Raw genomic sequence first — 13,140 nt, forward strand, 5'->3', positions numbered from 1 at the left:
CAGGAAAGGGGCCGACTCAAAGGCCTGCCCAGGCTTCCACTTCCTCGACGAAGTGGTGCACGTCCAGGTAGCGGTTGTAGAGCGGGGTGGGCGAGATGCGGATCACGTCGGGTTCGCGCCAGTCGCCCAGTACGCCGATGCCGCGCAGGTGTTCGAACAGCGCACGCCCCCGTTCGCGGCCGCCGATCACGCGCAGCGACAACTGGCAGCCGCGGCGCTGCGGGTCGGCCGGGGTGATGATGTCCAGCACCTGGGGCAGGCGCGCGCGCACCAGTGCTTCGAGCATGCCGGTCAGCGCCAGCGACTTGCTGCGCAGTGCGTCCATGCCCGCGCGCTCGAACAGGTCCAGCGAGGCCCGCAGGGGCGCCAGGCCGAGGATCGGCGGATTGCTCAACTGCCAGCCTTCGGCACCGATCGCCGGGGTGAACTGCGGCGCCATCTGGAAGCGGGTGGCTTCCTCATGCCCCCACCAGCCGGCAAAGCGCGGCAGGGTGGTGTCGCGATGGTGGCGCTCGTGCACGAACGCCCCGGCCACCGCCCCCGGGCCACTGTTGAGGTACTTGTAATGGCACCACACGGCAAAATCCGGGGCCACGTCATGCAGGCGCAGCGGCAGGTTGCCCACCGAATGCGCCAGGTCGAAGCCGATGCGCGCGCCCTGCAGGCGGGCGGCGCGGGTGATCGCATCGAGGTCGAAGGCCTGGCCGGTGCGGTACTGCACACCGGGCCACAGCACCAGCGCCAGGCGCGGGCCGTGCTCGGCGATGGCACGTTCGATCGCGTTCAGCGAGATCGTGCCGTTGGCTTCGTCCGGTTGCACTTCCACCAGGCACTCGGCCGGGTCGAAGCCATGGAAGCGGATCTGTGCTTCCACCGCGTGGCGGTCGGTGGGGAATGCGCCGGCTTCCATCAGGATCACCGGGCGCTGCGTGCTCGGCCGGTAGAAGCTGACCATCATCAGGTGCAGGTTCACGCTGAGCGTGTTCATCGCCACCACTTCGCTGGGCAGCGCGCCGACCACGCGGGCCAGCTGCGCGCTGACCAGGCGGTGGTACGACAACCACTGCGTCGGCCCGGTGAAGTGGCCTTCCACGGCCAGCTCGCCCCACTGCTTCATCACCTCCTGCACCGCCGCCTGCGCGCCGCGCGGCTGCAGGCCCAGCGAATTGCCGACGAAGTAGGTCTGCTCTCCGCCGCCATGGCGCGGAATCAGGAATTCACTGCGCAGCGGGCGCAGTGGATCGGCGGCGTCCAGGGCAATGGCATGGGTGCGGCTGAGCAGGTCGGACATGGTCGGGCAACAGGCTGCAACGGGACCGCCAGTGTAGCGCCTGGGGCATGGCCCGGTAGCAGCCGACCCGGCACCAGCGCCGCGTGATCCGGTAGTCGCCAACCTTGGTTGGCGCACGTACAAGAAAGCGCCCACCAAGGCTGGCAACTAGCGTTCGCTGGCTCAGTCCGCCGCTGGCGCCGGCAGCGGATCCACGTGCCCGCACTGGCTGCAGGTGCGCAGCTCCAGGCTGGCGTGATAGCGCGCAAACACCTTGGGCAGGTCGGTCTCGATGTTCTGCAGCGCGAAGAACTCTTCGTGCAGCTTGTGGTTGCAGCGTTCGCAGTGCCAGATCACGCCGTCCTTCTCGTGCGGCAGGCGCTTGCGCTCGACCACCAGGCCGATGCCGCCGGGCGGGCGCCGCGGCGAGTGCGGCACCCGGGCCGGCAGCAGGAAGATCTCGCCGGCGCGGATCGGGATGTCGCGCACCGCGCCGTCCTCCTGCACCTTCAGCACCATCTCGCCTTCGAGCTGGTAGAACCACTCCGGGCCTTCATCGTAGTGGTAGTCGGTGCGCGAGTTCGGCCCACCGACCACCATCACGATGAAATCGCCGTTGTCGATCATCTTGTTGCCCACCGGCGGCTTCAGCAGGTGGCGGTTCTCTTCGATCCAGGCGTGCAGGTTGATCGGCGAAGCGAGCATGGTCGTTGTCCGTGGGGGTTCAGTCGCGCCGGCCCTGGCGGGGCACGAAGGACAGCGCCTTTTCATAGGCCGGTTTCAACTCTTCCGGTGCACCGACGTCGATGCCCATCTCGCTGACCCGGCCGTTCTTCAGGCTGTAGACCCAGCCGTGCACCATCAGCTTCTGGCCGCGGGCCCAGGCGTCCTCCACGATGGTTGAACGGCACAGGTTGGCGACCTGCTCGATCACGTTCAGTTCGCACAGGCGCGCGTGCTTCAGCTCGTCGTCCTCGATCGCGTCGAGGATGCCCTGGTGCTTCTGCACCACGTCGCCGACATGACGCAGCCAGTTGTCGGCCAGGCCGACGCGGGTATTGTGCAGGCAGGCGTGCACGCCGCCGCAACCGTAGTGGCCAACGATCAGGATGTGCTTCACCTTCAGCTGGTCCACCGCGTACTGCACCACGCTCAGGCAGTTCAGGTCGCTGTGTGCCACCACGTTGGCGACGTTGCGATGCACGAAGACTTCACCCGGCGCCATGCCGATGATCTGGTTGGCCGGCACCCGCGAGTCGGAGCAGCCGATCCACAGGTATTCCGGATGCTGCTGCTTGGACAGGTGCTGGAAGAACTCAGGGTCCTCCTTGGCGATGCGGTCGGCCCAGTCGCGGTTGTTCTGCAGCAGGCGGTGGATGTCTTTCATGTGCGGTATCCCTGGCGTCGGGTGGGGGCAAGGCGCGGCCGTTCTCGTCGCGCTGTCGCGGGAAGCTGAGGTGATCAGCCGCTGGAGGCGGACTGTTCACGGTGCCAGCGCATCCACTGCGCCAGCTCATGGGAGGACGGGGTGGCGAGCGCGTCCAGTGCGGCGATCACGGCCTGCTGGTTGGCGTCGGGATGGTTCTGGCTGAATTTCAGCTTCAGCTGTACGTGTTCAACCTGGAAGCGGAAGCCGACGATGGCGCGCAGCTCCGGGCCGTGCTCGGCGCGCGCGGCATCGAACCGCCAGGCCTGGCCGACGCTGGCTTCGAAACGGTCGCTGATCGCGCCGACCAGTTCAGCCAGCGCACCGGCATCGTCGAACGTGTGCAGCTGGCCGCGCAGCTCGGCAACCGCATAGTTCCAGGTCGGCACCCGCGCAGCAGGCTCCTTGTCCGGGTACCAGCTGGCCGAAACATAGCCGTGCGGTCCATCGACCAGCACCTTGGCGGTGCCGCGGTGGCGCGACTGCGGGTTGGCGCGGGCCCAATGCCCGCACAGTTCGATGCGATCGCCGTCACGCCGGTACAGCACCGGCATCCGGGTCAGCTCTGGCAGGCCATCGCCGCCGGTCGTGAGCACGGTGACGAACGGGTCGCGTGCCAGCAGGCGGTCCAGCCAGAGCAGGTCGGTCTCGGCGAAGGCGCGCGGGGTGAACATGCCAGGGTCAGGCGCGCCCGCCGAGCGACTGGATCATGCGGCCACGCAGGCCCTCGTCGCTGTCGGCCTGCGGCGGCTGCACTTCGTGCAGGCTGAAGCCGCGCACCAGCGCGTCTTCCTCATCCAGGCCGTCGTACTCGACGAATTCGGCGTCGAACAGCTGCGAACGCGCGGTGTCTTCGCTGTCATAACTCAGCGTATTGCCATCGCTGTCGAGCACTTCGGCGGTGCCGGCCGGGCGCACGCGCAGGCGCGCCCAGATCAGGGTGTTGCCGAGGCTGGCCAGCCACCAGCTGTCGCGCGAGACGGAGATGTCATTCATGGATGCGTTACCAGAGCGAGGCCAGCCAGAGCAGGGCGGCCATGCCCAGTCCGGCCAGCAGGGTCAGCAGCGATACCCAGGCCGGCGTCGCCAGCCCGGACAGCGAGCGGTCCGGTTGCTGGCGATAATCACGGCGCAGCAGCCAGGCCAGGGCATCGGGCTTGAGGAAGGCGCCGCTGCCAAAGCGCTCGGCGAGCGCCGGATGGCGGTCGCGCACGTGCACCAGGGTCAGCGGCCAGAAGATCACGAAGGCACTGAACCCGGCCACTGCAACGCCGACGAAACAGAGGGCGAAGAACAGGGTCATGGGGGCAGTACCTCCGTGGTCGTGTGGGGCTTAGAAGTCCGCGCTGCCCGGGGCGCGCGGGTAGGGGATCGCATCGCGGATGTTGGACAGGCCGCAGACGTACACCACCAGGCGCTCAAAGCCCAGGCCGAAGCCCGCGTGCGGCACCGAGCCGTAGCGGCGGAAATCGCGGTACCAGCTGTAGTGCTCGCGGTCCAGGCCGAACTGGGCCATGCGCGCGTCCAGCACGTCCAGGCGCTCTTCGCGCTGGCTGCCGCCGATGATCTCGCCGATGCCCGGGGCCAGCACGTCCATCGCGGCGACGGTCTTGCCGTCGTCGTTCAGGCGCATGTAGAAGGCCTTGATGTGCTCCGGGTAGTTGGTCACCACCACCGGGCGCCCGACATGTTCCTCGGTCAGCCAGCGCTCGTGCTCGGTCTGCAGGTCCAGGCCCCATTCGACCGGGAAGTCGAACTTCCTGCCGGACTTCTGCAGCAGGCTGACCGCATCGGTGTAGTCGATGCGCTCGAACGGCGCATTGATGAAGTCTTCCAGCTTGGTGATCGCGTTCTTGTCCACGCGCTCGGCGATGAAGGCCAGGTCGTCGCTGCGTTCGTTCAGCACCGCGCGGAACAGGTACTTCAGGAACTCTTCGGCCAGGCGCGCGTCTTCGGCCAGGTCGGCGAAGGCGATTTCCGGCTCGATCATCCAGAACTCCGCCAGGTGGCGGGTGGTGTGGCTGTTCTCGGCGCGGAAGGTCGGACCGAAGGTATACACCTTGCTCAGCGCCAGGCAGTAGGCCTCGACGTTGAGCTGGCCGGACACGGTCAGGAAGGTTTCCTTGCCGAAGAAGTCGCGGCTGAAATCGATCGCGCCCTTCTCGTCACGCGGCAGGTTCACCATGTCCAGGGTGGACACGCGGAACATCTGGCCGGCGCCTTCGGCGTCGGAGGTGGTGATGATCGGGGTGCTGATCCAGTTGAAGCCGTTCTCGTGGAAGAAGCGGTGCACGGCCTGGGCCAGGCAGTTGCGGATGCGGGTGACCGCCCCGAACAGGTTGGTGCGCGGGCGCAGGTGGGCCACTTCGCGCAGGAATTCCGGCGACATCGGCTTGGGCTGGATCGGGTAGGTCAGCGGGTCCTCGACCCAGCCGACCACCTCCAGCGTGCTGGCCTGGATCTCGAACGACTGGCCCTTGCCCTGCGACTTCACCAGGGTGCCGGTGGCGATGACCGAACAGCCGCTGGTCAGGCGCTTGATCTCGTCGAAGTTGCCCAGGCTGTCGTTGGCCACCACCTGGATCGGGGCGAAGCAGGAGCCGTCGCTCACATTCACGAAGGCCAGATTCGCTGAACCGCGCACCGTGCGCACCCATCCGCGTACCGTGACTTCGCCGCCTTCCGGGATCTTCCCGGCAAGCGCATGTTCAACGCTGACCACCGTCATGACTTGAATCCTCTGCTGATCGACTCGATCTGTGAACACGGGAGTTTACCGGTTGCAGCGTTCCGCTTGCGAGGCATTTTTCGCGGCAACGGCTCCTTATAATGTCCCTGTATCTCTGGAGTAGCCCCCATGGCCGTCAGCCTGACCCCCATTGCCTTCGAGCGCGTGCAGCGCTTCGTCGCCCAGACCCCCGGCGCGCTGGGCCTGCGTTTCGGCGTGACCAAGACCGGCTGTTCCGGCTGGGGCCACGTGACCGACCTGGCCCGCGATGAGCGCGAGGGCGATACCGTGTTCGAGCAGGACGGCGTGAAGATCTACGTCGACGCCAAGAGCCTGGCGCTGGTGGACGGCACGGTGATCGACTTCGGCAAGCACGGCCTGAGCGAGACCTTCACGTTCAGCAACCCGAACGCCACCGCCGAGTGTGGCTGCGGCGAGAGCTTCACCACCGACGCCGACAAGGCCTGAGGGCCCGGCGGGACCTGATCGTTCTGGTGGCGCCCCACCCGGCTTGGCTGGGCGCCCGCCCCCGGTTCAGGGCGCCAGGTGACCCACCGGTTGCCCGGCAACCCCATCTGCGCCATAATGCGCGGCTTCCTGCCTCCCTGGCGGGAACCCTTGCCCCACCGCGGTCTCAACGGCGGGGGGCTGTCCGGCCGCAAGGCCACATCCGAAAGGTAGAAAAAACATGAGTCGTCATTACGAAATCGTGTTCATGGTCCACCCGGACCAGAGCGAGCAGGTCCCGGCCATGATCGAGCGCTACAAGTCGCTGGTCGAGAACGGCAACGGCACCATCCACCGTCTGGAAGACTGGGGCCGCCGCCAGCTGGCGTACCCGATCCAGAACCTGGTGAAGGCCCACTACGTGCTGATGAACATCGAAGCCGACCAGGCCGTTCTGAACGAACTGACCGAAAGCTTCCGCTTCAACGACGCCGTGCTGCGCAACCTGGTCATCAAGCGTGACGAGGCTGACACCGAGCAGTCGCTGATCATGAAGAGCAAGGACGAGAAGGGTGACAAGCCGGAGCGCGGTGAGCGCCGTCGTCGTGACGACGAAGAAGGCGAGTCCACCACCACCGCTGACAACGAAGCCGGCGACGACGCCGCTTCCGCCGCCTAAGGAGCCTTCCCATGTCCAAGTTCTTCCGTCGCCGCAAGTTCTGCAAGTTCACGGCTGAAGGTGTGAAGGAGATCGACTACAAGGATCTCAACACCCTGCGCCAGTACCTGACCGAGAACGGCAAGATCGTGCCGAGCCGCGTCACCGGTACCAAGTCGAAGTACCAGCGCCAGCTGGCGACCGCCGTCAAGCGCGCTCGCTTCCTGGCCCTGATCCCGTACACCGACAACCACGACGTCTGATGCCCGGCGGGGCGGCCCGGTGCCGCCCCCGCTGTGCCAGCTATTCGGACAGCCTTTGTTGCGGGGCATCGCCTCGCTAACGAATAACTTATCTGGAGCAATACCATGCAGCTGATCCTCCTGCAGAAAGTCACCAACCTCGGCAACCTGGGCGACCTGGTCGACGTGAAGCCGGGCTACGGCCGTAACTTCCTCGTGCCGCAGGGCAAGGCCGTGCCGGCCACCGAGAGCAACAAGGCCGAGTTCGAAGCCAAGCGCGCCGAATATGAAGCCAAGGCCCAGGCCATCCACGCCGAAGCTGACGCCCGCAAGGCCAAGCTGGACGGCGCGAGCGTGACCATCCCGGCCAACGCTTCGACCGAAGGCAAGCTGTACGGCTCGGTCGGCGCCCGCGAAATCGCCGATGCCTTCACCGCTGCCGGCCTGCCGGTCAGCAAGAGCGAAGTCATCCTGGGCGAAGGCGCCTTCCGCAACATCGGCGAGTACGACGTGCTGATCCACCTGCACGCCGACGTCGAGACCACCGTCAAGGTCGTCGTCGTCGCCGAAGCCTGATCCCACGCCGCAAGGCCTGGCATCACCGCAGAACGGGCGCCCGCAAGGGTGCCCGTTTTGTTTTATGGCTCCGTTTCGTGGCGTCGGGCCACGTCCGGCCGGCGGGGTGGGGCTGGACAATGTTCCACGCCCATTCGTAGAACACGGCCACATCGGTATACTCAGGGCGTCACACCCGTTCCACGGGCATCGATCCCAGCAGGATCAATGACTTGGAGGGTAAACGCAGGCCGCTTGCCGGCCCCAGTCCGGAACCCCTATGCGTCTTTCCACGATCAAGCTGTCCGGCTTCAAGTCGTTCGTCGATCCGACCACCCTGCACCTGCCGACCAACATGACCGGCGTGGTGGGGCCCAATGGCTGCGGCAAGTCGAACATCATCGACGCCGTGCGCTGGGTCATGGGCGAGAGCTCGGCCAGCCGCCTGCGCGGCGACTCGCTGACCGACGTGATCTTTTCCGGTTCCAATGCCCGCAAGCCGGTGTCGCAGGCCACGGTCGAGCTGATCTTCGACAACTCCGACCACACGATCTCCGGCGAGTACGCCTCGTTCAACGAAATCTCGGTCAAGCGCACGGTCAGCCGCGACGGTACCAGCAACTACTACCTCAACGGCACCAAGTGCCGCCGCCGCGACATCACCGACCTGTTCCTCGGCACCGGCCTGGGCCCGCGCAGCTACTCGATCATCGAGCAGGGCATGATCAGCCAGATCATCGAGGCGCGCCCGGAAGACCTGCGCGTGTACCTGGAAGAGGCAGCCGGCATCTCCAAATACAAGGAGCGCCGCAAGGAAACCGAGACCCGCATCCGCCACACCCGCGAGAACCTGGACCGGCTGGGCGACCTGCGCGACGAGATCAGCAAGCAGCTGGAGCACCTCAAGCGCCAGGCCAAGCAGGCCGAGCAGTACCAGGCCCTGCAGGAAGAGCGCCGGGTCAAGGACGCCGAGTGGAAGGCGCTGGAATTCCGCGGCCTCGACGGACGCCTGTCCAAGCTGCGCGAAGGATTGTCGCAGGAAGAAACGCGGCTGCAGCAGCTGATTGCCGACCAGCGTGATGCCGAAGCCCGCATCGAAACCTCGCGCGCGCGGCGCGAAGAGGCTGCCGACGCGCTCAACACCGCGCAGGCGGCGGTCTACCAGGTCGGCAGTACGCTGGCGCGCCTGGAACAGCAGATCCAGCACCAGCGCGAGCTGTCCCAGCGCCTGCACAAGGCGCGCGATGAAACGCAGCAGGCGCTGGCCGAACTGGGCCAGCACATCAGCGGCGACGAGGCCAGGCTGAGCGTGCTGCGCGAGGCGGTGGAGGCTGCCACCCCGCAGCTGGAGGAGCTGCAGGAAGAGAACGAGATCAAGCAGGAAAGCCTGCGCGAGGCCGAAGAACGGCTGGCCAGCTGGCAGCAGCGCTGGGAACAGCACACCTCGCAGAGTTCGGAGGCCTCGCGCGCCGGCGATGTCGAGCGCACGCGCGTGGACTACCTGGACAAGCAGATCCTCGATGCCGACCGGCGTCGTGAAGCCCTGGCCGCCGAGCGTGCCGGGCTGGACGTGGACGCGCTGGAGGAAGCCTTCGAGCAGCTGCACCTGCAGCACGACACGCAGAAGGCCGCGCTGGATGAACTGAGCGAAGACGTCGAGCTGCGCAAGCAGGGCGTGGCGGCCGTGCAGGAACAGCAGCGCAATGGCCAGAACGAACTGGCCGAACTGCGCAAGCAGGCCAACGGCCTGCGCGGCCGCCTGGCCTCGCTGGAAACCCTGCAGCAGGCCGCGCTGGGCCAGGAGCAGGGCGCGGCCGTCGCCTGGCTGAAGGCGCGCGGGCTGGATTCGGCGGCGCGCGTCGGCGAGCGCCTGGACGTGGATGCCGGCTGGGAAAACGCGGTGGAGAGCGCGCTCGGCCAGTTGATCGAAGGCGTGCTGGTCGATGACCCGGCCAGCCTGGTCGACGCGCTTGGCGAGCTGGGCGACGGTCACCTCGCGCTGGTCGCCAACGACGATGCCGAACTGAAGGTTGCACCCACCTCGCTGGCCGCACGCGTGCGTGGCCCGGCGGCGATCCGTCGGCTGCTGGCACACCTGCATGCGGCCCGCGACCTGTCCGAGGCGAAGGCGCTGCAGGCCAGCCTGCCCGAAGGCGATTCGATCATCACCCAGAGCGGCGAGCGCCTGGGCCGGGGCTGGCTGCGCGTGTCGCGCTCCGGTGCCGCCGAGCAGGGCGCGCTGCTGCGCGAACGTGAGATCCAGGAACTGCGCGAGCAGATCGAACAGCTGCAGGACCGCGAGGCCGAACTGGAAGACCAGCTGGCCGGTTTCCGCGAGCAGCTGCAGGCGGCCGAACAGCAGCGCGAGGACGCGCAGCGCGCGCTGTACCAGGCCCATCGCGCGGTGTCCGAACTGGCCGGCCAGTTGCAGGGCCAGCAGGGCAAGGTGGAGGCTGCACGCACGCGCATCGACCGCATTGAAGGCGAGCTGAAGCAGCTGCAGGAAACGATTGAAGCCAACAACGAGCAGGCGCGCGAAGCGCGCTCGCGGTTGGAGAACGCGGTCAGCAGCATGGGTGACCTGGAGTCGACCCGGCAGCGGCTGGAGGGCGAGCGCCGCCAGCTGACCGAGGCCCGCGACCTGGCCCGCGATGCCGCCCGTGCGGTGCGCGAGCGCTCGCATGCGCTGGCACTGACCCTGGAATCACAGCGCGCGCAGCTGGCCTCGTTGAGCCAGGCGCTGGAGCGCATGGGCACCCAGCGTGGGCAGTTGGATTCGCGACTGGGCGAGCTGCACTCGCAGCTGGACGAAGGTGACTCGCCGGTCGAAGCGCTGCAGGCCGAACACCAGAACGCGCTGGAAGAGCGCGTGCGCGCCGACCGCGTGCTGACCGAGGCGCGGACGCTGCTGGACGGCATCGACGCCGAGCTGCGCAACTACGAGCAGACCCGCCACCAGCGCGACGAACAGGCGCTGGCCCAGCGCGAGCGGATTTCGCAGCGCAAGCTGGACCAGCAGGCACTGGTGCTCAGCGCCGACACCCTGCAGGCGGCGGTGGAAAAGGCCGGCTTCGTGCTGCAGGACGTGCTCAACGCACTCCCCGAGGATGCGCGCCTGGGCGACTGGGAGCAGGCCGTGCATCAGATCGACGCACGCATGCGCCGGCTGGAGCCGGTCAACCTTGCGGCCATCCACGAGTACGGCGAGGCTTCGCAGCGTTCGGATTACCTGGATTCGCAGCACGCGGACCTGACCACCGCGCTGGAAACCCTGGAAGACGCGATCCGCAAGATCGATCGCGAGACCCGCGGCCGCTTCAAGGACACCTTCGACCGCGTCAACGCCGGCGTGCAGGCGCTGTACCCGCGCCTGTTCGGTGGCGGCCATGCTTACCTGGAGCTGACCGGTGAAGACCTGCTCGATACCGGCGTGACCATCATGGCGCGCCCGCCGGGCAAGCGCGTGTCCAGCATCTCGCTGCTGTCCGGCGGCGAGAAGGCGATGACCGCCGTGGCGCTGGTGTTTGCCATCTTCCAGCTGAATCCGGCGCCGTTCTGCCTGCTGGACGAGGTGGACGCACCGCTGGACGAAGCCAACGTCGGTCGCCTGGCCAACATGGTCAAGGAAATGAGCGAGAAGGTGCAGTTCCTGTTCGTCAGCCACAACAAGGCGACGATGGAGGCGGCGCACCAGCTCTCGGGCGTGACCATGCGCGAGCCGGGCGTCAGCCGCCTGGTCAGCGTGGACCTGGAAGAAGCTGCGCGATTGGCGGGCGCGGCCTGACGTGCCATCCTAGTTACCTGAATGAACTAGCCGGAGAACCTATCGAATGTCCGACACGGCACTGTTGCGCATCGGCATCCTGGCCGCCGGCCTGCTGTTGATCGCCGCGATCTTCCTGTTTGGCCGTCCGAAGAAGAAGCCCCAGGGGCGCCGCGTGGAAAGCGCGGAGCCGACCAGCGGCGAGCGCCGTGAGCCGGTGCTGGGCGACGATGGCGTCGTCGTGGCCGATGGCCGCGTCGAGCCGGGCATGGGCGGGGAGGGGGAGCAGGCCGAGCTTGGCCTGGCCGACACCGACCCGGCCGCGGCCAGCGACCTTGGCAAGCGCGCCACCCAGGACTTCGACAAGATCGTCTCGCTGTTCGTGGCCGCCCGGGCCGGCGAGCAGCTGCGCGGTGAAGACATCGTGGTGGCGGCGGAAAAGACCGGCCTGGTGTTCGGCCACATGAACGTGTTCCACCGCCTGGTGGAGGGCCACCCCGAACGCGGCCCGATCTTCTCGATGGCCAGCATCATGAAGCCGGGCAGCTTCGACATGGCCAACATCCGCGCCATGGAAACCCCGGCCATTGCCTTCTTCCTGACGCTCCCAGCGCCGCTGACTGCGCTGGACGCCTGGGAGAAGATGCTGCCCACCGTGCAGCGCATGGCCGAGCTGCTCGATGGCGTGGTGCTGGACGACAGCCGCAATGCCCTGGGGCGCCAGCGCATCGCACACATCCGTGACGAGCTGCGCGCCTACGATCGCCAGCACCAGGCACCGCCGCTGACCAAGACCCCGCGCTGGTAAGGGCATTTCTTCGGTGTGCCGACCACAACGGTCGGCACTCACAACGGTCGATCCACGCCATGCGTGGCTAGGGCGAACCAAGGTTCGCCCCCACCATCAGGGTCACGCCGGTACGCCGGCCACCTTGGCGAACGCCCGGCGGAACGCGGCCATCTCGCCTTCGGTGCCGACCGTCACGCGCACGCGCTGCGGCCAGATCGGCCAGCTGCGTCCAATCACCACGCCGTTGTCGGCCATGGCCTTGGCGAACGCGCTGCCATCGCGCTGCACATCGACCACGAAGCAGTTCGCCTCCGAGGGCACGCAGCTGAAGCCACGCTTGCCGAGCCAGGCGATGGTGGCCTGCCGCACCCTTGCATTCTGCAGGCGTCGCTGCGGGATCAGCTGCGGGTCGCGCAGGCTGGCCAGTGCAGCGGCCAGGGCCGGCACCGGCAGCGGATTGTCGCCCAGCCCGGCCAGCTCGCGCAGGCGGTCGGGATGGGCCGCTGCCACGCCCAGGCGCAGGCCGGCCATGCCGTACAGCTTGGAGAACGTGCGCAGCACGATCAGGTCGTCGCGCTGTGCCACCTGCGCGATCAGGCTGGGCTGCTCGCTGTACTGCAGGTAGGCCTCGTCGACCAGCACGCGGGTGGAGGCGGGCTTGTGGGCCATCAGCCAGGCGAGCTCATCCGGTGCGCTGATCGAGCCGGTCGGGTTGTTCGGATTGCACACATACAGCAGCCCGGTCGGCCGGGCATGTGCGGCGGCGACCATCGCGCGCAGGTCATGTGCACCGTCGTCGCGCAGCGGCACCTTCTGCACGTGCGCGCCTCGTGCGGCGGCCACCTCGCCCAGCGTCTCGAAGGTCGGGTCGGCCACCACCAGTCCCGACTGCGGGCCGGTCCACAGCACGGCGGCACGGTTCAGCGGTTCGCTGGAGCCCGGATAGAGGCGCACGTGATCAGCGGGGATGCGCGCCTGTTCGATGAAGGCATCGCGTACCTGGCCGGCCAGCGCGAAGCGGTAGCGACCGCACCCGGCGATGCTGTCGCGTGCCGCCTGTTGGGCCGCGGGGGAGGGCCCGTAGGGGCACTCGTTGAAATTCAGCAGCACCGCACCTTCGGCAGCAGCGGTGCGGGCGGCTGTCGCGGGTTGGGCATGGCCGGGCTGCGCCAGCCCGGTGCCGGCGACGGCGAGGCCGGCTCCGGCCAGTTGCAGGAAGCGTCGACGGGAAGCAGGCAGGGTCACGGGCAGGATTCCGAGG

Annotated in this window: 14 protein-coding genes; 6 read left to right on the top strand and 8 right to left on the bottom strand. The window is 67.6% G+C overall.

Annotation, left to right across the window (positions count from 1 at the left end; genetic code table 11):
• Positions 1–16: 16 nt before the first annotated feature.
• From kynU to asnS, 7 genes are all read right to left on the bottom strand, one after another.
• On the bottom strand, positions 17–1,291 hold the full coding sequence (kynU, locus tag LRM18_RS01970) for a kynureninase (RefSeq protein WP_103281819.1): 1,275 nt from the start codon (positions 1,289–1,291) through the stop codon (positions 17–19).
• Between the two features lie 162 nt (positions 1,292–1,453).
• Positions 1,454–1,975, bottom strand: a complete 522-nt coding sequence (locus LRM18_RS01975) for a 3-hydroxyanthranilate 3,4-dioxygenase (protein WP_164687862.1) — start codon at positions 1,973–1,975, stop codon at positions 1,454–1,456.
• 19 nt (positions 1,976–1,994) lie between these two features.
• A complete protein-coding gene (gene can / locus LRM18_RS01980; protein ID WP_049465839.1) occupies positions 1,995–2,657 on the bottom strand; it encodes a carbonate dehydratase in 663 nt (220 codons plus the stop codon).
• A 74-nt stretch (positions 2,658–2,731) separates the two neighbouring features.
• A complete protein-coding gene (locus LRM18_RS01985) occupies positions 2,732–3,370 on the bottom strand; it encodes an FMN-binding negative transcriptional regulator (protein WP_270950076.1) in 639 nt (212 codons plus the stop codon).
• Between the two features lie 7 nt (positions 3,371–3,377).
• Entirely contained in the window at positions 3,378–3,692 is a 315-nt protein-coding gene (locus LRM18_RS01990) for a hypothetical protein (protein ID WP_049465843.1), read from the bottom strand.
• 7 nt (positions 3,693–3,699) lie between these two features.
• A complete protein-coding gene (locus LRM18_RS01995; protein WP_005417403.1) occupies positions 3,700–3,999 on the bottom strand; it encodes a hypothetical protein in 300 nt (99 codons plus the stop codon).
• A gap of 30 nt (positions 4,000–4,029) precedes the next feature.
• Positions 4,030–5,424, bottom strand: coding sequence for an asparagine--tRNA ligase (asnS, locus tag LRM18_RS02000; RefSeq protein ID WP_057493207.1), 1,395 nt, complete (start codon positions 5,422–5,424; stop codon positions 4,030–4,032).
• A 129-nt stretch (positions 5,425–5,553) separates the two neighbouring features.
• On the opposite strand from asnS, the gene LRM18_RS02005 reads away from it, so the two are divergent.
• The 6 genes from LRM18_RS02005 (at position 5,554) to zipA (ending at position 11,897) form a co-directional block, all read left to right on the top strand.
• Entirely contained in the window at positions 5,554–5,892 is a 339-nt protein-coding gene (locus tag LRM18_RS02005) for an iron-sulfur cluster assembly accessory protein (RefSeq protein ID WP_049428383.1), read from the top strand.
• Positions 5,893–6,112: 220 nt separating this feature from the next.
• The gene (rpsF, locus tag LRM18_RS02010; RefSeq protein ID WP_006452997.1) at positions 6,113–6,550 is read left to right on the top strand and encodes a 30S ribosomal protein S6; all 438 of its coding nucleotides are present in this window, start codon (positions 6,113–6,115) and stop codon (positions 6,548–6,550) included.
• Positions 6,551–6,561: 11 nt separating this feature from the next.
• Positions 6,562–6,792, top strand: coding sequence for a 30S ribosomal protein S18 (rpsR, locus tag LRM18_RS02015; RefSeq protein ID WP_002804494.1), 231 nt, complete (start codon positions 6,562–6,564; stop codon positions 6,790–6,792).
• Positions 6,793–6,897: 105 nt separating this feature from the next.
• On the top strand, positions 6,898–7,347 hold the full coding sequence (rplI, locus tag LRM18_RS02020; RefSeq protein WP_043398478.1) for a 50S ribosomal protein L9: 450 nt from the start codon (positions 6,898–6,900) through the stop codon (positions 7,345–7,347).
• 259 nt (positions 7,348–7,606) lie between these two features.
• Positions 7,607–11,110 (top strand): chromosome segregation protein SMC, encoded by a 3,504-nt coding sequence (gene smc / locus LRM18_RS02025; protein WP_270950396.1) that lies wholly within the window; start codon positions 7,607–7,609, stop codon positions 11,108–11,110.
• A gap of 46 nt (positions 11,111–11,156) precedes the next feature.
• Positions 11,157–11,897: a cell division protein ZipA gene (zipA, locus tag LRM18_RS02030; protein WP_053504747.1), complete on the top strand. Its 741-nt coding sequence runs from the start codon at positions 11,157–11,159 to the stop codon at positions 11,895–11,897.
• 102 nt (positions 11,898–11,999) lie between these two features.
• Here zipA and LRM18_RS02035 read toward each other — a convergent pair whose 3' ends face one another.
• Positions 12,000–13,124 carry a pyridoxal phosphate-dependent aminotransferase gene (locus tag LRM18_RS02035; protein ID WP_049465848.1) on the bottom strand — a complete coding sequence of 375 codons (1,125 nt, stop codon included), beginning with the start codon at positions 13,122–13,124 and terminating at the stop codon, positions 12,000–12,002.
• Between the last annotated feature and the right edge of the window lie 16 nt (positions 13,125–13,140).

The organism is Stenotrophomonas sp. PI_27 (genome assembly GCF_027854495.1).
Taxonomy (GTDB): Bacteria; Pseudomonadota; Gammaproteobacteria; order Xanthomonadales; family Xanthomonadaceae; genus Stenotrophomonas; species Stenotrophomonas pavanii.

Excerpts from the sequence above, each read along its gene's own strand:
- rpsR (WP_002804494.1), top strand. The coding sequence starts at position 6,562 with ATGTCCAAGTTCTTCCGTCGCCGCAAGTTCTGCAAGTTCACGGCTGAA.
- LRM18_RS02005 (WP_049428383.1), top strand. The coding sequence starts at position 5,554 with ATGGCCGTCAGCCTGACCCCCATTGCCTTCGAGCGCGTGCAGCGCTTC.
- LRM18_RS01985 (WP_270950076.1), bottom strand. The coding sequence starts at position 3,370 with ATGTTCACCCCGCGCGCCTTCGCCGAGACCGACCTGCTCTGGCTGGAC.
- LRM18_RS01995 (WP_005417403.1), bottom strand. The coding sequence starts at position 3,999 with ATGACCCTGTTCTTCGCCCTCTGTTTCGTCGGCGTTGCAGTGGCCGGG.
- rpsF (WP_006452997.1), top strand. The coding sequence starts at position 6,113 with ATGAGTCGTCATTACGAAATCGTGTTCATGGTCCACCCGGACCAGAGC.
- can (WP_049465839.1), bottom strand. The coding sequence starts at position 2,657 with ATGAAAGACATCCACCGCCTGCTGCAGAACAACCGCGACTGGGCCGAC.
- smc (WP_270950396.1), top strand. The coding sequence starts at position 7,607 with ATGCGTCTTTCCACGATCAAGCTGTCCGGCTTCAAGTCGTTCGTCGAT.
- LRM18_RS01990 (WP_049465843.1), bottom strand. The coding sequence starts at position 3,692 with ATGAATGACATCTCCGTCTCGCGCGACAGCTGGTGGCTGGCCAGCCTC.
- kynU (WP_103281819.1), bottom strand. The coding sequence starts at position 1,291 with ATGTCCGACCTGCTCAGCCGCACCCATGCCATTGCCCTGGACGCCGCC.
- rplI (WP_043398478.1), top strand. The coding sequence starts at position 6,898 with ATGCAGCTGATCCTCCTGCAGAAAGTCACCAACCTCGGCAACCTGGGC.
- asnS (WP_057493207.1), bottom strand. The coding sequence starts at position 5,424 with ATGACGGTGGTCAGCGTTGAACATGCGCTTGCCGGGAAGATCCCGGAA.
- zipA (WP_053504747.1), top strand. The coding sequence starts at position 11,157 with ATGTCCGACACGGCACTGTTGCGCATCGGCATCCTGGCCGCCGGCCTG.
- LRM18_RS01975 (WP_164687862.1), bottom strand. The coding sequence starts at position 1,975 with ATGCTCGCTTCGCCGATCAACCTGCACGCCTGGATCGAAGAGAACCGC.